This window comes from Luteimonas sp. TWI596 (assembly GCF_039674105.1).
Lineage (GTDB): Bacteria > Pseudomonadota > Gammaproteobacteria > Xanthomonadales > Xanthomonadaceae > Luteimonas.
The window spans coordinates 48103-69350 of the sequence record NZ_JBDJMU010000006.1 but is presented as its reverse complement, the minus strand read 5'-3'; the positions used below and the strand labels follow the sequence as shown (position 1 = coordinate 69350).

Sequence of the window (21248 nt, the reverse complement as noted above, 5' to 3'; positions counted from 1 at the left end):
TTTTAAAGATCGAGAACGAGATCGGTGACCGCACTGCTGACGCACAGCTTCAGCGCGGCCGAGGGCTCACCGTGGACGTGGCCCGTGCGCAGGTCGCGCGCGGCGCCGGTGGCCTTGCCGCAAGCGCAGGTATTGCAGATGCCCATGCGGCAGCCCGAGCGTGGCTTGAGTCCTTCGGCTTCGAGCGCTGCCAGCAGGTTGGTGCCACGCGGCAATGTCAGCGCGCGCCCGCTGCGCGCCAGATGCACCGACACCGTGCCGCTGTCGTCGACAGGCGGATTCGGCGGCGGCGTGAACGCCTCGCTGCGCAACAGCGGCACGCGCCCGTCGAGCAAGGTTTGCGCGGTGGCGACGAAGCCGCCGGGCCCGCACGCATACACCTGGCGCTGCGCAAGATCGGGGACCCGCGTCTCCAGCAGCGCGACATCGATACGGCCGCCGGCTTCGTCGCCGGTCGCGGGCACCTCGCCCGTCAGCACCAACTGCATGTCGAAGCCGGCATGGCGTGCGGCCAGGGTTCTGAGTTCCTCGACGAAACAGGCCTGCGCACGACGGCGCACCCAGTACAGCAGCGTCACCGGCACCGGCATGTCCTGCGCGGCCAGTTGCCGGATCAGCGCCATCATCGGCGTGATCCCGCTGCCAGCGGCCAACAGCAGCCAGGCGCCCTGCGGCGCCTCCGGCAGGACCAGATCGCCGAAGCCCGGACCGATGTCGAACACGTCGCCGCGCCGTGCGTGCTCGAGCAGGTGCCCACTGACGCGGCCGCCCTCGACCTGCTTGACCGTGATTGTCAGCCGTCCATCGGCGCCGACCGGCGCATCGAGGCTGTAGCTGCGCGTGACGCGCACGCCGTCGATCTCGACACCGAGATTGACGTGCTGGCCCGGTTGCGCCCCCGTCCAGTGACGATTGGGCTGCAAGGTCAGCGTGACCGCGCCTTCGGCGGCCGGTACTCGGCCGACGACCCGTGCAAGCGGCCGCTCCCAGGTCCACGTGGGATGCAGCCGGCGGGCCCAGAAGTCGAACACCGGAGGCGCGACGAAAGGCGCGGCAAGCCGACGAAGCGGGCTGCGCGGGCGGGAAGCAAGCGGGGAGACGGCGGACATGGCGCGACTGTACAGGCATCCGCACAGGCGTGTATACAGTTGTGCATTAATTGTTCAGCCGCCCACAGACCGCGGTCAGGCGGGGAGTCCGGAGGCGCTGTTATGCTGGTCGCCCGCTCCATCTGGCTTTCCCTTTGACCGTCACCGCCCCCGCGCCCGCCGGCGATCCCGCCGCTCAGGACGGTCAACCCGGCCGTAAGCCGACCATCGTGCGCGACGACCTGATTGCCGCGACGTTGCGCCTGATCGGTCCGCACCGCAGTGTCTCGACGCTGAGCCTGCGCGAGGTCGCGCGCGAAGCCGGCATCGCCCCCAACAGCTTCTACCGCCAGTTCCACGATATGGACGAGCTGGCCGTCGCGCTGATCGACCAGGCCGGCGAATCGCTGCGCCGCATCGTCGGCGACGCCCGCAAGCGCGCGGTCTCGGGCCGCAGCATCGTGCGCGGGTCGCTGGAGGCGTTCATGGAACGCCTGCGCGCCGACGACAAACTGCTGCATGTGTTGCTGCGCGAAGGCACCGTGGGCTCGGACGCATTCAAGCGCGCGGTGGACCGGCAACTGCATTTCTTCGAGGACGAACTGCGCGCCGATCTGGTGCGCATCGCCGCCGCCCAGGGCGCGGCCTTCCACGAACCCGCGCTGGTGGCCCGCGCGATCACCCGCCTGGTGTTCGCGCTGGGCGGCACTGCACTCGACTCGCCGCCCGAACGCGACGAGGCCCTGGTCGACGACCTCGCGAAGATGATCCGCATGCTGCTGCGCGGCGCCGCCGCGGTCGGCGCCGACCGCGCGCACCGCGGCTGACGGGCGAAGACCTGCCCCCACCCGTCACGCTGCGCGCGGCGACTTCCCCCGCGAGCGGGATAGGCAACGCCTGTGCCCCTTCCCCCGTTTACGGGGGAAGGTTGGGATGGGGGCCGCTTTCGCCTGGACCTTAAACCTGACGCCCGCGCACCCTACAACCCACCTTCACACCCACTGATAGAGGCTGGCGCCTCCCTCGCTTGCGTCCGGCATCGCTCCGCTGCCGGCCTTCCCGATCCCGATGGTCGCAGTCGCCCCCCTACTTCGCACGCCGCCGATGCCGACCGCGCCGGCATTGCTGCCGCGTGCGCAGATGCCGCGATCCCGCTTCGCGGACGGCGACCCGGGCACGGTGCTGCAGGCCGCGCGCGATGCGCTGACGGCAGGTCAGCGCCCGGTGCTGGCGGTCGTCGTCGAGACCGAGGGCTCGACCTATGCCGCGCCCGGCACGCTCGCGCTGTTCGGCGAAGCCCGGCCGCATGGCTGGATCAGCGGCGGCTGCCTGGAACCGGAGATCGCGCGGTTGGCGATGGACGCCGCAGCCACCCAACAGGTGGGCTGGCTCGAGATCGACACGACCGACGATGGCGCCCTGTTCCTCGGCTCGGCCGTCGGCTGTCGGGGCCGCCAACTGATCGCGTTGTTGCCGCTCGCCGCGCTACGGGGCATCGACACCGCCTTGCAGGCCTGGCTTGCCGACCACCAGGACATGACGATCGTATTCGGTCGCGATGGCGACATCGACTGCCGCATCGGCGCACGCCGATGGCATTGGCGCCTGCCCAGCGAACCGGTGCCGCCCTCCGCCGTGGACCGCTGGCCGGTCGTCGTGCGACGCGCGCCCGCCGTGCTCGTACTCGGCACCGGACCGGAAACGCCAGTGCTGGCGCCGATGCTGCGCACACTGGGGTGGCGTGTCGTCGTCGCCGATGCGCGCGATGCGTGGCGCGCCCGTGTTGCGCCGGATATCGACGTGATCGAGGCGACCCCCACCGCCGCGATCGCCGCGCATGCCGATGCCGACGTCGCGCTGGTCATGCACCATGGCTTCGAGGCCGACCGCAACGCGCTCGAGGCACTGGCAGATTCTCGCATTCCCTTCATCGGCCTGCTCGGCCCTGAGCGTCGGCGGCGCGACCTGTTCAAGTTGCTGCGCGCTGAAGATCGCGACGCGCTCGCCGACCGCCTGCAATCGCCGGTCGGGGTTCCCGGTTGCGGCCGCGGTGCGGCCGCGATTGCGTTGAGCATCGCCACGCAACTGCAGCTGTGGCGCGGCGCGCACGCGTAGGCACGCGCCAGCGCATGTGACGGTCGAGCGCGGCCCCCATTCTCCGAATGAACGCCAGCGCGCATGCAGGTCCCTGTGCAGCTGAGATCGGTGGCGGTCGCGACAGGTGGGACCCCACCGCCAGCACGCCGCAAGGCCGCACATCGCATCCGCTTGCGGCGAATGAATAGGCGTACCGCTCACGCCGATCAAAATTCCGCCGTGTTCTTGATCCCCTCGACACGCCACGACCGGCACGCTCGCTGGCATCCCGCTCGCGTGCGCACGCCCCGCGCACGCATTCCGCGCCATCCCAATCCCCGCCAGCCCGTGCCCCCGGTCGCCAGCCAGAAGGATTCCGCCATGTCCCCGCTCTCCCGCCGCGAACTGCTCAAGGCAGGCGCGGCCTCGGCCGGCGCTGTCGCTGCGCCCGGCATCGCCCAGGCCGCCACCGCATCCGTGACTGCTGCGCCGCCCCGCCCACCCGTCATGCAGCGCGTCACGCTCGAGGTCAACGGCCGCCGCATTGAGCGCGAGGTGGACACCCGCACCACGCTGCTGGACCTGCTGCGCGAACAACTGCAGCTCACCGGCACCAAGAAGGGCTGCGACCACGGCCAGTGCGGTGCGTGTACCGCGATCGTCGACGGCCGCCGCATCAATACTTGCCTGACGCTGGCGGTGATGAACACCGGCGCCAAGGTCACCACGATCGAAGGCCTCGGCACGCCAGAGCGCCTGCATCCGATGCAGGCCGCATTCGTCAAGCACGACGGCTATCAGTGCGGCTACTGCACGCCTGGGCAGATCTGCTCGGCGGTAGCGGTGCTCGACGAAGTGCGCGCCGGCATTCCGAGCCATGTCACCGGCGACCTCACCGCGCGTCCTACGCTCAGCCCCGACGAGATCCGAGAGCGCATGAGCGGCAACCTCTGCCGCTGCGGTGCCTACGCCAACATCCTCGACGCGATCGAGGACGTGGCCGGTAGCCGCCGCGCGACGGAGGCTGGCGCATGAAGGCCTTCGACTACACGCGTGCCACGTCCCCGGCCGAAGCCGCCGCAGCCGTCGCCCGCGCCCCCAGCGCGAAGTTCATCGCCGGCGGCACCAACCTGCTCGACCTGATGAAGCTCGAGATCGAGACGCCTGCCGAGCTCATCGACGTCAACGGCCTGGCGCTGGATACCATCGACGCGACGCCCGATGGCGGCCTGCGCATCGGCGCCCTGGTGCGCAACACCGATCTTGCCGCCGATGCTCGCGTGCGCCGCGACTATCCGGTGCTGTCGCGCGCCCTGCTCGCCGGCGCCTCCGGCCAGTTGCGCAACCGCGCGACCACTGCCGGCAACCTGCTGCAACGCACGCGCTGCCCCTACTTCTACGACACCGCGCAGCCCTGCAACAAGCGCCTGCCCGGCAGCGGCTGCGGCGCGCTGGACGGCTACAGCCGGCAGCTCGCGGTCATCGGCGGCAGTCGCACCTGCATCGCTACCCATCCCAGCGACATGGCGGTCGCGATGCGCGCACTCGATGCGGTCGTGGAGACCGTCCAGCCCGACGGAAGCGAACGTCGCATCGCGCTCGCCGATCTGTATCTCGCGCCGGGCGACACGCCGCAGCGCGAGACCGCGCTCGCTCCCGGCGAGCTGATCACCGCAGTCGCGCTGCCGCCACCGGTGGGCGGTCGCCAGCTCTATCGCAAGGTCCGCGACCGGGCCTCGTACGCCTTTGCGCTGGTGTCGGTCGCGGCGATCGTGCACGACGATGGCCGCGGCCGCATCGCCGTGGGCGGCGTCGCACACACGCCTTGGCGCAGCGAGGCCGCCGATGCCGAACTGCCCAACGGCGCAACCGCCGTCGCGGCGCGCCTGTTCGACGGCGCTACGCCCACCGACGACAACCGCTTCAAGCTCACGCTCGCCCAGCGCACGATCGCGGCCGTGCTCGTCGAGGCACAGGAGACCCGCGCATGAAATTCGACACCCCTGCCGGCCGCAACCCGATCGACCGCCTGCGCGTGGTCGGCCAGCCGCTCGACCGCATCGACGGCCCGCACAAGGTCACCGGCACCGCCCCGTATGCCTACGAATGGCACGACGTCACCGAGCGCGCCGCTTATGGCCACGTCGTCGGCGCGGGCATCGCCAAGGGCCGCATCACCGCACTCGACACCTCGGCGGCAGAACGCGCGCCGGGCGTGCTGGCAGTCGTCACCGCGCGCAACGCCGGCGAGCTCGGCAAAGGCAGGATGAACACCGCGACCTTGCTCGGCGGCCCGGCGATCGAGCACTACCACCAGGCCATCGCGCTGGTCGTCGCCGAGACCTTCGAGCAGGCGCGCGCGGCGGCCGCCCTGGTCCGCGTGACCTATGCGCGCGAGCCCGGCCGCTTCTCGCTGCACGCCGAAAAGGACCGCGCCATCAAGCCGGACGGCGACACGCCGGCCGATACCGCGGTCGGCGATTTCGACAGCGCGTTCGCATCGGCCGAAGTCACGCTCGATGCGACCTACACCACGCCCGACCAGTCGCACGCGATGATGGAGCCGATGGCCTCGCTCGCCGCCTGGGACGGCGACCATGTAACGATCTGGACCTCCAACCAGATGATCGCCTGGAGCCGCGGCGACGTCGCCCGCACGCTGGGGCTTGCGCCGGAGAAAGTGCGCCTGGTCTCGCCGTACATCGGCGGCGGCTTCGGCGGCAAGCTGTTCGTGCGCGCCGACGCCATCCTCGCCGCACTCGGCGCACGCGCCGCCAAGCGTCCGGTCAAGGTCGCCCTGCATCGACCGCTGATCGCCAACAACACCACCCACCGCCCCGCCACCGAGCAACGCATCCGCATCGGCGCCGGTCGCGATGGGCGGATCACCGCCATCGGGCACGAAAGCTGGTCGGGCGACTTGCCTGGCGGCGGGCCGGAAGTCGCGGTGCAACAGACCCGGCTGCTCTACGCCGGCGAACACCGCATGACCAAGATGCGGCTGGCCACGCTCGACCTGCCGGAGGGCAACGCGATGCGTGCGCCGGGCGAGGCGCCCGGGCTGATGGCGCTGGAAATCGCCATGGACGAAATGGCTGACAAGCTCAGCATGGACCCGGTGGAGTTCCGCATCCGCAACGACACACAGGTCGATCCCGAGAAACCCGAGCGGCCGTTCTCGCAGCGCCAGCTCGTCGAATGCCTGCGCCAGGGCGCCGAGCGCTTCGGCTGGCATCGCCGTGCCGCGCATGGCAGCGTCCGCGATGGCCGCTGGCTTGTCGGCCTCGGCATGGCCGTCGGCTTCCGCAACGCACCGGTCACCAAGTCCGGCGCCCGTGCGCGGCTGCACCCCGACGGCCGCGTCACGGTCGAAACCGACATGACCGACATCGGCACCGGCAGCTACACGATCATCGCGCAGACCGCGGCCGAGACGCTCGGCCTGTCGATCGACCAGATCGAGGTCAAGCTCGGTGATTCCGATTTCCCGGCGTCCGCAGGCTCCGGCGGCCAGTGGGGCGCCAACAGCGCGACCGCCGGCGTCTATGCCGCCTGCATGAAACTGCGCGAAGTGATCGCGACCCGGCTCGATCTCGACCCTGCAACGGTGGAGTTCGTCGACGGCGAAGTGCGCGGCGGCGAACGTGCGGTCAAGCTCGCCGAGGTGGCCGGCGACGGCCAGATCGTCGTCGAAGACGCGATCGAATTCGGCGACCTCGACAAGCGCAAACAGCTGTCGACGTTCGCCGCACATTTCTGCGAAGTCGGCGTCGACGCCTTGACCGGCGAAACCCGCGTGCGCCGCATGCTTGCCGTCTGCGCGGCCGGCCGCATCCTCAACCCGAAGCAGGCGCGCAGCCAGGTCATCGGCGCGATGACGATGGGCATCGGCGCCGCCTTGTCTGAAGAATTGGCCGTCGACGAGCGCCTGGGCTTCTTCGTCAATCACGACCTCGCCGGCTACGAGGTGCCCGTGCATGCCGACGTACCCGAGCAGGAGGTCGTGTTCCTGGACGAAGCCGACGCGGACAGCTCACCGATGAAGGCCAAGGGCGTCGGCGAACTGGGCCTGTGCGGCGTCAGCGCCGCGATCGCGAACGCCATCCACAACGCCACCGGCGTGCGCGTGCGCGACTACCCGATCACACTCGACAAACTGCTGCCGGGGTTGCCGGACGTCGCCTGACGTCATTCTCTGGCAGATCCGGCGCTCTGCATCGACACGCACAAGGCGACAATCTCGTCTCGTGCGTGTCGTGCCGGTGCCCACGGCACCGATCTCCCGCGCACGCGGGGAAGGTCACGATCAAGATCATCGCGTGTTTCCTTTCTCCGCTCGCGGTGGAGGCGACCACGCGAGCGACCGCCCGTCTCCTTCCCGCGCGCGCGCGGGAAGATTGCCACGGGAGCACCAGACGGCGAGGAACCGGGTCTCCTTCCCCCGCGCGCGGGGGAAGGTTGGGATGGGGGCCGCCGTTCGCGAAAAAAGCTCTGGCCGCTGCATTCACCGCGCATCCGCTACATCTGTCCCTCCGCACGGACCGCGCCGATGACGACGCCTGCCCTTGCGATGCCACCGCCCGAGGCCATCGCCAAGACCCTGTCCGAGACCTGCGTCGACAAGGCCCATCGGCCGCTCGGCGCGATGATCGGCCTGGGCATCCTGGCCGGCGTCTACATCGGCTTCGGCAGCCTGATGGCCGCGTTGCTCGGCGCCGGCACCGAGGACCTGCCCTACGGCCCCACGCAACTCGCGATCGGCACCGGCTTCGCACTCGGCCTGATCCTGGTGCTGCTGGCCGGCGCCGAACTGTTCACCGGCAACACGCTGATGACCTTGCCGCTCGCCCAGCGCCGCCTCGGTTCGACGCGTCTGCTGCGTGCCTGGAGCGTGGTCTGGCTGGCCAACCTCGTCGGCGCGCTCGCGCTGGTGCTGCTGGCGATCGCCGCCGGCCTGCCCTGCACGGCCCTAAGAGGAACTGGCACTGCCGGACGCCGTGCCGCGTCCGGCAGCGCCACTCCGATCAATGCACCTGATACGCCGGTGCGGCCGTGCGCAGATGGGTGCGGCGATGTGCGAGCTGCACCACGCCAGCGCCATAGCGAGGCCGGGGTTCTTCGACGCCGTGGATCGGCCGCGAGGCGACGCCGAGGCGCTGGGTCTCGATCTGATCCAGCAGCACACGGGCGTCATCCGCGCCCTCGGAGATCGCCAGGCCCAACGTCGACAAGGTGTCGTCGGCGAGGTCGTCCGCGTGATCGGAGGCGATAACGTCGCCATGCGCGGCAATCGTCTGCAACAGCCGCCCCAATGCATCGGCCTGATCCGTCGTGAGGCCGAAGACAAACGGCTCGCCGTCCGTGCACTGGCCGAACGAGGTCGCCGCAGGTGCGTCCTCAGCCTGGCCGGTCGACGCGCGCGACGCCTGGCTGCCGGGCCGTGCCGTCTTGGCTGCACGTTCGGCAGGCGCCGCGTCGTGCACGTCCTCGTCCAACGACGCGGACGTTGCATCCCCGTCAACGTGGTCAGCCGCATTCCGCCGCGCCGGCCAGTCGAGCACCTCCATCACGCTGTCGATCTGCTCGGCCAACTGCTCCATGCAGAACTGCAGTTCCTGCCAGTCCAGTTGCGGCGGGTCGTCGTCACTGGTGCGCGGCTCCGCCAACCGCGCGATAAAGCGCATGAACACGCGCAGCCGCTCCAGGCGGAACTGCGCATCCACCGACAGGTAGTAGCCCAAGCCTTCGGGCGTGTCGTTCGATGATCCGGTCATCACTCACCTCCGTGTGTGGGGGACGACGCCTTATGCGTGACTGCGTCGAAGAAGGCGTCGAGCTCAATCATCGAAGGCATGCCCGACACGCGCTATCGGAAATGTCCGGTCTGCGGTGTCGGGGTTTGCCTCGATGCGTACGCGTTTCGGTGTGATGGTCAGGGCCACGCGCGCGTCACGATCGAAAGACACGTGCCCGCCCCACCGAACTACTCATCCTCGTCCTCGATATCACCCCCAGGCCCATCGGCCAGCACCTGGCGAATCTTGTCGAAGTAGCTGTCTGCCAGCACCGCGTTAAGTTCCTCTGGCGTGCGCGCTTCGTCGAGGCGGCGTCGCACATCCTCTTCCTTTGCGGCACGCGCCGCAGCGGCGGCGTCCATCGGGTCGTCGCTCTCCTCCACCGTTGCATCTGACGCGTCCGCGTCGGGCCGAGGCACGTCGAACGTGTCCAGAATCTCCCGTGCCTCGCACCCGGCCCGGAAGACCGCGTGCCCGATCGTGGGCACGGTTTCCTTGTGCAGCACGGGCACATCCCCCATCGCGAGTACATCACCCAGGGCGGTGATCGATTGCAGTAAGTGGTCGAGGCGATCCACTTGGTCCAGCGTGACGCCGGCCCTCATCCTTTGCGCTGTCATGGCGTTGAGCTTCCTGTGCAGTGAGTCCAGAGAAGTCAGTACGTGCATGGCGTGGAACCCTCCGCCGCGTGCCATCCGCGGCACCCATCCAGCCGAGGTTCCCTGCACCATCAATCTGAAGTTTAGATAATTGGAGCCGGACGTGCAACGTTGCCGCACGCCCGGCTCCACACCTCACCCGATCAGTGCAGCGCGGCCCCATAGGCAGGACGCGGCTCACGCACACCCGTGGCCGGCCGGGACGGCGCTTGCAACTGCTGTTCCTGCACCTGCTCCAGAATCTCGCGCACCGTGTCGGCACCTTCCGAGATCGCCAGCCCCAGCGTCGAGATCGTGGCGTCAGCCAGATCGTCTTCATGACCGGACGCCAGCACATCGCCATGCGCCATCAGCGTCTGCACCAGACGGTCCAGCGCATCCGCCTGGTCGATGGTCACGCCGAACACGAAGTCGTCCGGCACATCAAACGCCTCCGCTGCGCGTGCCTTCGCGTACGCGCCCATCGTGGCCTCGTGCGGCGCATCATCGGCACTCGTAGCCTCGGTAGCTTCCACGTCCTCCGGCGGCGTGTACGCATCCTGCCGCGCCGCCCGCGACGAGCGCCACGTCATCGCTTCGAGCACCTGATCGGCCTGCTCGGCCAACAGCGTCAGGCAGGTGGCCACATCGCCGCCACGCACCTGCGGGATGCCTTGCTCCTCATCCGCCAGCGAGCGCGGCTGCGCCAGTTCCGACAAGAACTGCATATGCTCGATCAGCTGCCGCAGCCGCGTGCGGCTGTCTTCCGGTACGAAGTAGCCAGGCTGATTCTGATCATCATGGTCATGCTTGGACATCGCGTTTGCCTCCATTCCATGGGAAGTACCCGCCACCGCGCACGGTGGACGGGAAGTCGGGAGGCTCGAAACCGCAAACAGTCGGCGGGCTTATTCCCCTTGCGGGTGTTGTATTCGCCGCCCTCCCGACGTAGGCAATCACGTCGGCTGCGCCTGCAAAGATCTCAGGCACAAAAAACCCACCGGTTTGTCGGAGGTGGGCACCGCTGTTTGCGGAGTTTCGAGGCTCCGGGGATGAGCATCCCACCACGAAATGGGAATGTCAACCCCGGAAACCAAGCTTAAACTCACTCATCCCTTAGCTACTTAACGACGTCCATGAGCTTCCCAAAGCTATCCACGACCTCGTACTTAATGTTCTCCGGAGCAAAACGACGGTTCATCTCATCGAAGAACTTGCGTGCGCACTTGATCTTAGTCCTTTCGATCTCACGCAGGTCCATCGAAGACATGGAGCCTTTGGTTTCGGCAACGAAGTAGATGTGCTTGACCGCACCTTCCTTGAAGCTGATCGCCCAGTCCGGGTTGTAGTCACCCACCGGCGTGGGAATCAGGAAACCGCGCGGCAGCTTGGCGTAGACCACTACCTCGCTGGCGGTATCCAGCTCTCTCACAAACTCTCGCTCTACCTTCGAATCCGTCAGCACATAGTCGTAGATGTGCCGCTGGAGCTTCTCACCAGCCCTGCTGAAGTCCTGCTTGGCCTGCCCGGCGGTGAAGATGTCCAGATCGAACTTGTCCTCGACCGGGTCATAGGCCAGGTGTTCGATGATGACCGTCGCCTTCTGTTCGTTGATGAGCCGCGCGGCCTCGGCGATGAAGCTCTCGGGATTGATCTTGAACTGCGCAAAGACCGCAACGTTGATACCCTTGAGGATTTCCGCCACTGTCCGGCGGGTCAATTGCGTGCCTTCAGCCAGCTTGCCGATAAGGTCGTACTTGACCGCTGAATGGACCGACTGCTTATTGTACTCGGTCTTTGTTTCATAAACCTTGAAACCATCGCCACGCCTAAGCGCCTCGCCAGTCACCTGGTCGATCTGTTCGCCGGCCTGGATGGTGTATTGCAGTTGGGTCACACGCAGGGCCGCGTCCAGCTCCTTGACTGCCTTTTGCACCAGCTCGTCCGAGTCGAAAGCGACACTGTAGGCCGCCTTGCGGTTGATGCGGTTCCACAGCGCCTTGAACTCCTGCTTGTCGAAGTTGGCGTTGAGCGGATTCTTCTTCGGGCGGCGGTCGTCGCCGATGTCAGGCAACTGGCTTTCGCTGAAGACACTATCCACAAGCGCGAACACTTGATCGCCCAACGGAACGAGTTCATCCGGTAGCGCAGCCAGGGTGACGTCCTTCTTGGCCTGATGATATTTTTCGGTGATGTTGCGCTTCTTGTCGACGTAGCCGTTCTGAATCAGATAGAACTCGATGTCGCTCGCCTGGTCTTCTGTGACAGTCATTGAGCCGGTGGCCGTGGTCACCATCTTGCCAGTAAAGAATGCCTTATCCGCCACGCGTGGACGCTCCGACAGCGACTTGCTGATGTCCTTCTGCAGCGCGGCAACAAAGTCCTTGTAGCTCTCGCTGGCAACCACGGTCAGCACGTTCACTTCGTGAACGGTGGCTGGGTGATCCATCCGGTCGCCATTCTGGTTGACAGACAGCCGCAAACCGCGTCCCACCTCCTGGCGGCGGGAGATGGCGTTGTCGCTGTGCTTGAGCGCGCAGATGACGAACACATTCGGGTTGTCCCAGCCTTCGCGCAGGGCCGAGTGCGAAAAAATGAAACGCACCGGCTCGACAAGCGACAACAAGCGCTCCTTGTCCTTCAAGATCAGGTCGTAGGCATCCACGTCATCGGACAGGCCCGCGTTCTCGCCACGAGCAGCGACCGCTGAATCCACCTGCCGCTTGCTCTTCTTGTCGATGGAGAAGTAGCCGCTGTGGGTCTTGTCCGCCGCGATGCCTTTCAGGTACTTGACGTAGGCCGTCTCGTCCAGGTCGAGCATCTCGTTTAGGTACTGCGTGTACTCCTCTTCAAAGATGCGGGCGTATTCGCCTTTTTCGTCCGCCTGCACGTAGTCGCGGTACTTGGCCACCTCGTCGATGAAGAACAGGGTCAACACCTTCACGCCCTGTTGGAACAGTGCCTGCTCCTTATCGAAGTGTGCTTTGATGGCCTCTCGAATCTGGATGCGGCGCAGCGCGGCCTCGGTCACGTCGCCAGTGGCGTCGCCGACCATCAGCTCCACGCCATTGGTAAAGCTCAAGGTGTCGGTGTTGGCGTTGATGTCCGCGACCACGTAGTCGCGGTATTGATCCAGTCCACCCGACAGCTCGAACAGGTTGTCGCCCTTGCCGAGTTTTCTCACCACGCGCTTGATGTTGCCGCCTGCCAGCTTCTGCTCGAACTCGACGCGCACTTCGGGCAGCTTCTTGCTCGAAATCTCGATGGATTGCAGGTACAGATAGCCCGCCGTGCCCGCCAGCCCCTTCACCGCGATTCCGCGCACGGCGATCTTCTTCACCAGCTTCTGGTTGTAGGCGTCCAGCGCATCCAGCCGGTGAATCTTGTTGCGGGTGGTCTTGTGGGTGGCCGAGTAGCGCAGCACCGCCAACGCCTTGAACTCTTCCAGCGATTTCAGAGTGGCCGCACCCTCCATCTTCTGCGGTTCATCCAGAATCATGATCGGCCGGTTGGCGCTGATCACGTCGATGGGCTTGCGGGACTGGAAGTCGTCCAGCACGTCGTAGATGCGGCGGTTTTCCGCCCCGCGCGAGGCGAAAGCCTGCACGTTGATCACCATCACATTGATGCCCGCGTCCGACGAGAAACTCTCCAGGTGGTGCAGTTGCTTGGAGTTGTAGATGAAAAAGCGCGCCTTCTTGTGGTACGTCTCTAGAAAGTGCTCGGCGGTGATGTCCAGCGACTTGGCCACGCCTTCACGGATGGCGATGCTGGGCACGACGATGATGAACTTGCTCCAGCCGTACAGCTTGTTCAGCTCGAAGATCGTCTTGATGTAGCAGTAGGTCTTGCCCGTGCCGGTTTCCATCTCGATGTCGAGATTGACCTTGGCCACCTTGGTCTTGACCAGCGCATCCGACAGCGGCAGGTTCTGCCCCCGCTGCACGGCGTGGATGTTGTCCAGTAGAGCCAGCTCCGATAGGGTGAGGTCGGCGTTGCGGAAAGCTGCCTCCTGCTCTGCCGCCGCATCCGGCGCGGCCTCCAGCGCCAGCGCGCCCTGTGGGCTGGCTGGTGCCGCCTTGCGGGTGCCGGGATCAAGGCGATAGCGGATGCCGCCATGACTTCGCACCTGCCCCCTGAAGCAATCCACCACCGCCTGCACGGCGGCGGTCTGGTAGGCCTGGGTCTTGAATTTCAGCTTCATGCCCGCGCTTCCCCGGACGCATCGTCCGCATCCCGCAACTCACTCTCGATATCCTCGATGCGAGGCAAGTCGGTTTGCAGCTCCTTGGGCAACGCCTGCACCAGTTGATACTCCGCAACGCCGATGGGCTTGTGCATGTCGCGCAAGGCGTACTCTGCTACCACCTTGTCGCGGTTTTTGCACAGCAACAGGCCCAGGCTGGGGTTGTCGCTGGGATGCCTGAGCTGGCTGTCCACCGCGCTGAGGTAGAAATTGAGCTTACCTGCGTATTCGGGCTGGAACTCCCCGGCCTTCAACTCCACCACCACATAGCAGCGCAACTTCAGGTGGTAGAACAACAGGTCGATGTAGAAATCCTTGTCGCCCACCTCCACATGTACCTGCCGTCCGACGAAGGCGAAGCCCGCGCCCAGCTCCATCAGGAACTGGGTGACGTGCTTGACCAGCGCATCTTCGATGGCACGTTCCTGCGCCTCCTTGCCTAGACCGAGAAAGTCCAGGCGGTATGGGTCTTTCAGTGACTCGCGGGCCAGATCCGACTGCGGCCTCGGCAGACGCTGGCCGAAATTGGTGATGGCCGCGCCTGTACGATGGCGCAAGCCGGATTCGATCTGCATCACCAGCACGTTGCGCGACCAGCCGTTTTCCAGCGCCTGCGCGGCGTACCATTGCCGCTCCTCGGCAGTCTGCAGCTTGTCCAGCAGGGCCAATTGGTGATACCAGGGCAATTGTGCAAGTACCGCTTGCACAAATTCGCCATCGGGCCACGCCTCGGCAAAGGCCCGCATGTACTTGAGATTGCGCGGGGAAAAGCCCTTCATATTCGGGAAGGCGTTGCGCAGATCGCGGGCCAGCCTGTCCACCACCTTGCTGCCCCAACCCTGGCTGGCCTGACGCGCCAGAATGTCCTGACCGATCTGCCAATACAGCAACACCAGCTCACGATTGACTGCAAGCGTGGCGCGTTGCTGCGCGGCATGGATGCGCTGCTTGAGTTCAGCCAACCAGTCGGCATAGCCGGTGGGGCTGGCAGTCAATTCATCTTTACTCATCTGCGCCCCTCAGATGCTCTTCACTTCGGTGGATGGCGACAAGAGCTTGAAGATCTGCTCCACGCTGATCTTGACGGCGCTGTCTTTGAACCCCGCATCGCGGAACACCACGCGCAGCGGCTTGTGCGTGGCCAGTTCCTTGACGAAGACTTCATCTACGCCGCCATGCGCGTCGAAGCAGGCGGCCAGCGCGTCGCCGTCCACAAAGAACACGTCCTTGCCTTGGATCGTCTTCTTCTCAATGGATAGCGCGAGATCAACGCCCCAGTCCAGCATCACCTGGAACAGTAGGTCTTCCGCCGTGCGCTCGGGCTTGATGTTGTCCACGAACAGGTCAAGGTTGGCCTTGTCGAGCGCATCGGGTGCGTAGTAGACGTCGGCCATGTTCGACGTGTCGATCTTGAGAACGCGAAAGCCAAGGTCAAGTTTCCGGAACGTATCGCTTTCACCCAGTTCTTTGGCCACATTGCGTATCCGTCTCTGCCCCATTTCAAAGATCGAGGCCATGCCAGGCTCGGGCTTTGGAAGCGGTTCGGCAATCTGCACACCAATGAAGCGTCGGTTACCGCCATCCTCGGCGTTCTGCTTCAGTACGGCATGGGCCGTGGTGGCGCTGCCGCTGAAAAAATCCAGCACGATGTCACCGTCGTTCGGTTGCCCAGCGAGTTGTAGTACGCGTTGCAACAGTTCTACGGGTTTGACGGAGTTCAAAACGTTTTCCGTGTGCTGATACTGAACATACTTGAGCAACGTCTTCTTTGCATCTTGCGTATGCCCAACTTCGTCGTAAAACCAAAGCGTTTGAGGTGTGCGTCCACCGGCTACCTCTGAAAGAAACTTCTTCACGGCAGGAACGTTGTTGCCGTCAGCGCCCCACCAGACGCGCCCGTCAGCATCAAGCGCCTTAAATTTTGTTTCATCAACTGCCCAATACCGGCCTGTGGGAGGTCCAGAAATCCTTCTCCCGGAAGGGCCAATAACGGAATAGATGCCTGCGTCGTACCGATTGCGAGCCGACATATCCGACGCCTTCCAAGGGCCTCGCGGATCGTTATCTGGATTCTTGTAGCGCGCCTCCATTTCAGGAGTTCTTGCCAACTTCTGCGGACGCCATGACTGCTTGTTCTTTGCGTAAACCAGAACATAGTCGTGATCTTCTGAAAACCAGTCTGCCGTGTTCTTTGGTGCGTAAACTTTCTGCCAGATGATCTGCGCAACAAAATTATCTTCGCCGAATACCTCGCTGCATGCTTTGCGCAGGTTATCGACTTCATTGTCGTCAATTGAGATGAAGACGACACCATCATCTTTGAGCAAGTTCCTTGCAAGCCGTATGCGCGCATAGATCATGCTCAACCAGTCCGAATGGAAGCGGCCATTGGCCTCCGTATTGGCGACCAAGCGACCAGCTTGCTCATCGACTTGGTTTGATTCAATCAGATAGCTTTCGGCATCCTTGCTGAAGTCATCGTCGTAGATGAAGTCTCGGCCCGTGTTGTACGGCGGGTCGATATAAATCAGCTTCACCTTCCCCAGGTACGTCTCCTGCAACAGCTTCAATGCGTCGAGGTTATCTCCCTCGATGAACAGGTTCTTCGTCGTAGCGAAGTCCACGCTTTCCTCGCGCACCGGCCGCAGAGTCTTAGCAATTGGCGCACTGGCCGTCAACAGCGCCTCGCGCTTGCCCGGCCAGTTCAGGTGATATCGCTCCTGTGGCCCTTCCACCAACGAAGCCGAAAGCTCCTGCCGCAACTGGTCGAAATCCACCGCAAGCTTCACACTGCCGTCCTCGCCACGCGTCTCGGTCACACAACCCGGAAACAGCTCACGAATGCGCGCGATGTTGTTCTCGGTCAGGTTGGGCGAGTGCATCTTCAGCTTTTCCATATCAATCTTCTTATCACTTGCAAGTTGTTAATTGTCCGAGCCGTCGTCTGGCTGATAATTCAGGGGGATTTGCTGCCAGTCGGCGGCAATGGCTTGCCAGTCAACGGTTCGCTCAATGGCGTTCCCCTCGGAATCCTTGTCGAGCCCGTCTCCAGACCATACGGCCCAGAAGTCGGGATCATCCGATTTGGGCCGCTGATCCTTGGGCAGGTTGTTCATCTGTACCAAAACCGGCAGCTCCGAGGCGTTGCAAGGCTTCCAGTTTCATTCGAGCAATCTTTAGAGTTCCGTTTTTCGTCATGTCCAAAGCGCAACGGCTTGTGATCGTCTCTAACCTTGACATGTTGGGGAACCGATCGTTTGAGTGTGTTGGGTTCCTTTCCTTCGGCATGACGTCAAGTTCCTGAGCCCCTCAACGGGTCAGAGCTTCGTAGTCATTCTTCAACTGCCGCAATTGGGCATTGATCTCCACCTTGCGGTTGAATTGCTTTTCCTTCGCTAGCCTTGCTGCTATTTTTCCCACTTCACGTTGCTTGGCCTGCACCTGCTCCACGCGCGCCACCAGTTCGGTAAGCGTTTCCTGCGGACGCAAGGATAGCGGGATCAGACGGTGCAGCAACTGTTCGTACAAGCTGCCCAGATGCAGCGCTACTGGCATGGTTGCCCGCTGGCTGCCGACCGGCAGCCAGTCTGTCGCAAAGTAGTCCGACATCACCCAGCGGTTCGCATCGGCCTCGTTCTGACGCTTATAGGCAGCGATGACCTGAGTCCTGCCCTCGAAGGCCAGCTCGAACACGATGGGGAACGGGATAGCCCCGTCGATGCAGCGCAACACATCACAATGCAGCTCCGGCGTCCTGAGTTGAAGACTGAACACCTGAATTTCTGGCACACCGGGCCGCGCAGGCAGGTGAATCGTTTCCGGCGCGAGCTTGAATGCCCAGACGATCTGCTCGACTTGCTTGACGAACACATCTTTGAGGCGGGTGTTCGCGCCACTGTGCTCGTATACCTTGCTCTTGGGCAACGCGCGGCCAAAAGCGGCCTGCGTCGGGTAAGCGATGAAGGCCGAATGCTGGTGCGCAGGGCTAGGCTGGCTCATCCGGCCCCCTGTATCACCAGAAAGGCGACCAGCTCGAAGTCGTCCAACCCATTGATGACGTGCGTGAGCGCCGTGGTCTTGCCTCCGGTGAACAGGCTGTCTAGGTCTTTCTCCTCCTTCACCTCGATCATCGAACGAATAGCCTTGTTCAACAGATCCGAATACGGCTGCATCCTGCGGCCGTCGGCGGTGGCTTTGTTGAAGCGTTGGCAGACCTCGGCAATCGGTGCCGCTTGCCCTTTGCAGCACGAGCGGACCAGATCGAGCAGGCGCTTGACCTCTGTGTGGTCGTGAACAACTTCACCTTCACGGTTGATGTACACGAGATAGTAAGGATGCAGCCGGTTGTGCTGTGGGAGGTGGGCGGGCGGATTCACGCCCGCGTTGCGATTGCGCAGCGTGAAGATGACGCCGGGGGCGAGGCCGAGATCGGGGTTGGCGGGAACAACGGCGTGTAATCCGTTGGGCGATTTGTCCAGATCGCCGTGAGCCTTCACGTAGTTCAGCAAGTCCATGCGGAAATCGTTGAGGCCAAGATCAGTGATGGAGATACCGGTTTTCACGTCCTCCAGCTCAATGACTTCTTCTTGCAGTCGGCGCAGTTGTTCCTTGCGGTAGGACACGTCGTTGGCTTGCGCGGAGATGACGTTGTCGTCGCCGGTGGCGGTGACATCCACGATCATCATCCGGTTTTCGACGCGCTCCTTGAGGTTGATATATTCGTCGAGCGAGATGTCCGGCCAGTAGTTCACCAACTGGATGCTGGTGTTGGATGAGCCAATACGATCCACGCGCCCGAAGCGCTGGATGATGCGCACAGGGTTCCAGTGGATGTCGTAGTTGATGACATAGTCGCAATCCTGAAGGTTCTGGCCTTCGGAGATGCAGTCCGTGCCGATGAGCACGTCGATTTCCGCTGGCTCATTCGGCAGAGCGACGGTCTTTTCTTTCGATCTAGGGGAGAACAGCGTCAGCAGTTCTTGGAAGTCATACGCTTTGGGCAAGTTGGACTTGGGGCGATCGCTGCCTGTCACCTTGCCGGTATGCAGTTGCAGGGCCTGCAAAGAGGGAGCCAGATTGGCGTACAGATAGTCAGCGGTATCGGCGAAGGCGGTGAAGATCAGGATCTTCTTGTTGCCAAGGTTGATGGGACTGGTGATCTTGCTCAGCACATGCCCCTTGAGATGCTGGAGCTTGGCATCGTCCTCGGGTGTGATCTTCGCCATCGAGGTCAGCAGCACTTCGATGTGGGCGAGATCGGCTTTCAGGTCGTGTTCCCACGAGGGCAAGTCCATATCGGACAGGCTGACCTTGAGCTTGCCACCGGTTTCGCTGCCTTGTTCGAGTTCATCGAGCAGGACGTCTTCTTCGGCATCAAGGTCTTCCAGCACGCCGGTCATGTCATCAACGATGGCCGCGCTGCCGGTCTGCTTGAAGGCCGTGATCTGCGCCAACGTGTTCTGGTGGTTGGCTTGCAGGGATTGCAGCGTGAGCCTGAAGGACTGGACGGAGCTTTCCAGCCGCTTGAGCAGATTTACCGTCATCAAGCGTTGCAGACCGCTTTCCCGGCCTTCCAGGCTTAGGTTGCCTTTTTCGTCGCCGGATTGGGCGTTGTAGCGTTCGATGTATTGCTGGCGCTTGCTGGCGAGGATGTACTTGGCCGGTGCGTACACCGCCAGCAGGAGCTTGGTCAGCCGCTCGAAAATCTCGTTGAAATCCATCACGTCATTGCGCGTCGTCAGCGCACAATGGAACGACAAGGGCTTGCGGCGCTCTGGGAAATGACCAATGTCCTTAATGTCGTAGAAGGTCTGGATATGCCTGCGTGAGCGCGCGATGGTGACGCTATCCAGCAGCTCGAAGAAGTCAAAGTCCAGCGCATCGAGAATGGCGCGTGGCGTGCGTTGCTCGGGCGGCAGCTTTGACCAGGCATTGAATGCTTTCTGCGCGTTGCGGAAGACCTCTTCCACCGATTTGCTGGTGCGCAGCTTCTTGCTGAGGCTTTCTGAGTCGCCCTCGTAGGCGAGCGCGAGCTGGTTTCTCAGGTCCGTGAAGCGGTTGTTGACCGGCGTGGCAGAGAGCATCAATACTTTGGTCTTCACGCCTTCACGGATGACTTTGTTCATCAGCTTCTGGTAGCGGGTTTCCTTATCCTTGTAGACGTCGTTGTTGCGAAAATTGTGCGATTCGTCTATGACGACGAGGTCATAGTTACCCCAGTTGATGCGATTGAGCGGCGTGCCAAACGATTCGCCGCTGGTACGGCTCAAGTCGGTGTGGGCCAGAACGTCGTAGCCGAAACGATCCTTGGCGAAAGGATTTGTCTTGAGGTTGCGGTTGTAGTTGAGCCAGTTATCGGCCAGCTTCTTTGGGCACAGCACCAGGACGGACTTGTTGCGCAGCTCGTAATACTTGACCACGGCCAGCGCGGTGAAGGTCTTGCCAAGGCCGACGCTGTCGGCAAGGATGCAGCCGCTGTATGTCTCCAGCTTGTTGATGATGCCGGTAGCCGCGTCCTTCTGGTAGTTGAAGAGCTTGTTCCAGATCAGCGTGTCCTGGTAGCCGGTGCGGTCGTTGGGCAGGACGTCTTCGTCGATGTCGTCGAGGAACTCGTTGAAGATGTTGTAGAGCATCAGGAAGTAGATGCTCTCGGGCGCGTTCTCCTGATAGACCGAGGCGATGTGGTCGCAGATTTGAGCCGTGACGTCCTCCAGCTTTTCCGGGTCGTTCCAGATTTGATCGAACAGGTTCAGATAGGCGGCCGTGAAGCCAGGTTCGTCCATCTTGTTGACCAAGTTGGACACTGCATTGCCCTGTTGATAACCCAGATCGACGGCGGTAAAGCCGTGTAGCGGCGTGTAGGCCGTATCAGTGCTGCCCGACTGCACGCAGGCAAACTGCTGCATGGGCGCTTTGCTGCGATTGCTTCTGAATTTGGCCTTCCGTCGTAGCCAGTCGGCGCACTCCCGGGCAACCGCCCTTTGGATAAGTTGGTTGCGCAATTGGATTTCGAACTCGCTACCGTACAGGTTGCGCTCCCGCTCCAATTTGGGGATGTGGAACTCTCGGCGTTCCTTGCGGATCTTGTCCGTGACTTCGTCGGCCACAAAGGTGGGAGAGGTGAAGATGAATTCCAGTTCATCGATCTTTTCCAGTTCGGACTTCAAGGCCTCGTAGGCATACATTGAAAAGCACGAGGCCGCGACCTTCAGCCGCGCCCGCGACCGAATGGCTTGCTTGAGGTCATCACCCAGCAAACGGCTGATGTTGTCGATCAGTTCCATCGTGCCCCCCTACACCAGCTTGATTTTTCTTCCAGCCATGTCGCTGGACAATTGTCTCATTAGCGCAGGTCATTCAGCACCCAAGGGGTGGCTCTCAACCCCGCCGCCACGAATGTCCGAGC

The 21248-nt window shown here is 63.4% G+C and carries 15 protein-coding genes; 5 read left to right on the top strand and 10 right to left on the bottom strand.

What is annotated here, in order from left to right; all coding sequences use genetic code 11:
- Positions 1-2 precede the first annotated feature (2 nt).
- Positions 3-1109 carry a ferredoxin reductase gene (locus ABE487_RS06425; RefSeq protein WP_346451697.1) on the bottom strand — a complete coding sequence of 369 codons (1107 nt, stop codon included), beginning with the start codon at positions 1107-1109 and terminating at the stop codon, positions 3-5.
- Between the two features lie 134 nt (positions 1110-1243).
- Here ABE487_RS06425 and fabR point away from each other — a divergent pair, with 134 nt between their 5' ends.
- The 5 genes from fabR to paoC all read left to right on the top strand — a co-directional run bounded on the left by fabR (position 1244) and on the right by paoC (position 7350).
- Positions 1244-1915: an HTH-type transcriptional repressor FabR gene (fabR, locus tag ABE487_RS06420; protein ID WP_346442125.1), complete on the top strand. Its 672-nt coding sequence runs from the start codon at positions 1244-1246 to the stop codon at positions 1913-1915.
- A gap of 277 nt (positions 1916-2192) precedes the next feature.
- Positions 2193-3203, top strand: coding sequence for an XdhC family protein (locus tag ABE487_RS06415; RefSeq protein WP_346451695.1), 1011 nt, complete (start codon positions 2193-2195; stop codon positions 3201-3203).
- A 342-nt stretch (positions 3204-3545) separates the two neighbouring features.
- Positions 3546-4199 carry an aldehyde dehydrogenase iron-sulfur subunit PaoA gene (paoA, locus tag ABE487_RS06410; protein ID WP_346451694.1) on the top strand — a complete coding sequence of 218 codons (654 nt, stop codon included), beginning with the start codon at positions 3546-3548 and terminating at the stop codon, positions 4197-4199.
- Positions 4196-5155, top strand: a complete 960-nt coding sequence (locus ABE487_RS06405) for a xanthine dehydrogenase family protein subunit M (protein WP_346451693.1) — start codon at positions 4196-4198, stop codon at positions 5153-5155. Before paoA ends, ABE487_RS06405 begins: the two co-directional genes overlap by 4 nt.
- Positions 5152-7350, top strand: a complete 2199-nt coding sequence (paoC, locus tag ABE487_RS06400) for an aldehyde oxidoreductase molybdenum-binding subunit PaoC (protein WP_346451691.1) — start codon at positions 5152-5154, stop codon at positions 7348-7350. Before ABE487_RS06405 ends, paoC begins: the two co-directional genes overlap by 4 nt.
- 838 nt (positions 7351-8188) lie before the next feature.
- On the opposite strand, the gene ABE487_RS06395 is transcribed toward paoC, so the two are convergent.
- The 9 genes from ABE487_RS06395 to ABE487_RS06355 all read right to left on the bottom strand — a co-directional run bounded on the left by ABE487_RS06395 (position 8189) and on the right by ABE487_RS06355 (position 21126).
- Positions 8189-8887 carry a hypothetical protein gene (locus ABE487_RS06395; protein WP_346452873.1) on the bottom strand — a complete coding sequence of 233 codons (699 nt, stop codon included), beginning with the start codon at positions 8885-8887 and terminating at the stop codon, positions 8189-8191.
- 260 nt (positions 8888-9147) lie between these two features.
- Positions 9148-9627 carry a hypothetical protein gene (locus ABE487_RS06390; protein ID WP_346451688.1) on the bottom strand — a complete coding sequence of 160 codons (480 nt, stop codon included), beginning with the start codon at positions 9625-9627 and terminating at the stop codon, positions 9148-9150.
- A gap of 134 nt (positions 9628-9761) precedes the next feature.
- Positions 9762-10415, bottom strand: coding sequence for a hypothetical protein (locus ABE487_RS06385; RefSeq protein WP_346451686.1), 654 nt, complete (start codon positions 10413-10415; stop codon positions 9762-9764).
- A gap of 302 nt (positions 10416-10717) precedes the next feature.
- A complete protein-coding gene (locus tag ABE487_RS06380) occupies positions 10718-13801 on the bottom strand; it encodes a DEAD/DEAH box helicase family protein (RefSeq protein ID WP_346451684.1) in 3084 nt (1027 codons plus the stop codon).
- Entirely contained in the window at positions 13798-14853 is a 1056-nt protein-coding gene (locus tag ABE487_RS06375) for a PDDEXK nuclease domain-containing protein (protein ID WP_346451682.1), read from the bottom strand. Before ABE487_RS06375 ends, ABE487_RS06380 begins: the two co-directional genes overlap by 4 nt.
- A 9-nt stretch (positions 14854-14862) precedes the next feature.
- On the bottom strand, positions 14863-16740 hold the full coding sequence (locus ABE487_RS06370) for a site-specific DNA-methyltransferase (RefSeq protein WP_346451680.1): 1878 nt from the start codon (positions 16738-16740) through the stop codon (positions 14863-14865).
- Positions 16741-16767: 27 nt separating this feature from the next.
- On the bottom strand, positions 16768-16959 hold the full coding sequence (locus ABE487_RS06365) for a hypothetical protein (protein WP_346451678.1): 192 nt from the start codon (positions 16957-16959) through the stop codon (positions 16768-16770).
- Positions 16960-17152: 193 nt separating this feature from the next.
- Positions 17153-17842, bottom strand: coding sequence for a DUF4391 domain-containing protein (locus ABE487_RS06360; RefSeq protein ID WP_346451677.1), 690 nt, complete (start codon positions 17840-17842; stop codon positions 17153-17155).
- The gene (locus ABE487_RS06355) at positions 17839-21126 is read right to left on the bottom strand and encodes a helicase-related protein (protein WP_346451675.1); all 3288 of its coding nucleotides are present in this window, start codon (positions 21124-21126) and stop codon (positions 17839-17841) included. The genes ABE487_RS06360 and ABE487_RS06355 overlap by 4 nt, the downstream gene beginning before the upstream one ends.
- Positions 21127-21248 lie beyond the last annotated feature (122 nt).

Excerpts from the sequence above, each read along its gene's own strand:
- ABE487_RS06425 (WP_346451697.1), bottom strand. The coding sequence starts at position 1,109 with ATGTCCGCCGTCTCCCCGCTTGCTTCCCGCCCGCGCAGCCCGCTTCGT.
- ABE487_RS06415 (WP_346451695.1), top strand. The coding sequence starts at position 2,193 with ATGCCGACCGCGCCGGCATTGCTGCCGCGTGCGCAGATGCCGCGATCC.
- paoA (WP_346451694.1), top strand. The coding sequence starts at position 3,546 with ATGTCCCCGCTCTCCCGCCGCGAACTGCTCAAGGCAGGCGCGGCCTCG.
- ABE487_RS06405 (WP_346451693.1), top strand. The coding sequence starts at position 4,196 with ATGAAGGCCTTCGACTACACGCGTGCCACGTCCCCGGCCGAAGCCGCC.
- paoC (WP_346451691.1), top strand. The coding sequence starts at position 5,152 with ATGAAATTCGACACCCCTGCCGGCCGCAACCCGATCGACCGCCTGCGC.
- ABE487_RS06390 (WP_346451688.1), bottom strand. The coding sequence starts at position 9,627 with ATGCACGTACTGACTTCTCTGGACTCACTGCACAGGAAGCTCAACGCC.
- ABE487_RS06385 (WP_346451686.1), bottom strand. The coding sequence starts at position 10,415 with ATGTCCAAGCATGACCATGATGATCAGAATCAGCCTGGCTACTTCGTA.
- ABE487_RS06380 (WP_346451684.1), bottom strand. The coding sequence starts at position 13,801 with ATGAAGCTGAAATTCAAGACCCAGGCCTACCAGACCGCCGCCGTGCAG.
- ABE487_RS06375 (WP_346451682.1), bottom strand. The coding sequence starts at position 14,853 with ATGAGTAAAGATGAATTGACTGCCAGCCCCACCGGCTATGCCGACTGG.
- ABE487_RS06370 (WP_346451680.1), bottom strand. The coding sequence starts at position 16,740 with ATGGAAAAGCTGAAGATGCACTCGCCCAACCTGACCGAGAACAACATC.
- ABE487_RS06365 (WP_346451678.1), bottom strand. The coding sequence starts at position 16,959 with ATGAACAACCTGCCCAAGGATCAGCGGCCCAAATCGGATGATCCCGAC.
- ABE487_RS06360 (WP_346451677.1), bottom strand. The coding sequence starts at position 17,842 with ATGAGCCAGCCTAGCCCTGCGCACCAGCATTCGGCCTTCATCGCTTAC.
- ABE487_RS06355 (WP_346451675.1), bottom strand. The coding sequence starts at position 21,126 with ATGGAACTGATCGACAACATCAGCCGTTTGCTGGGTGATGACCTCAAG.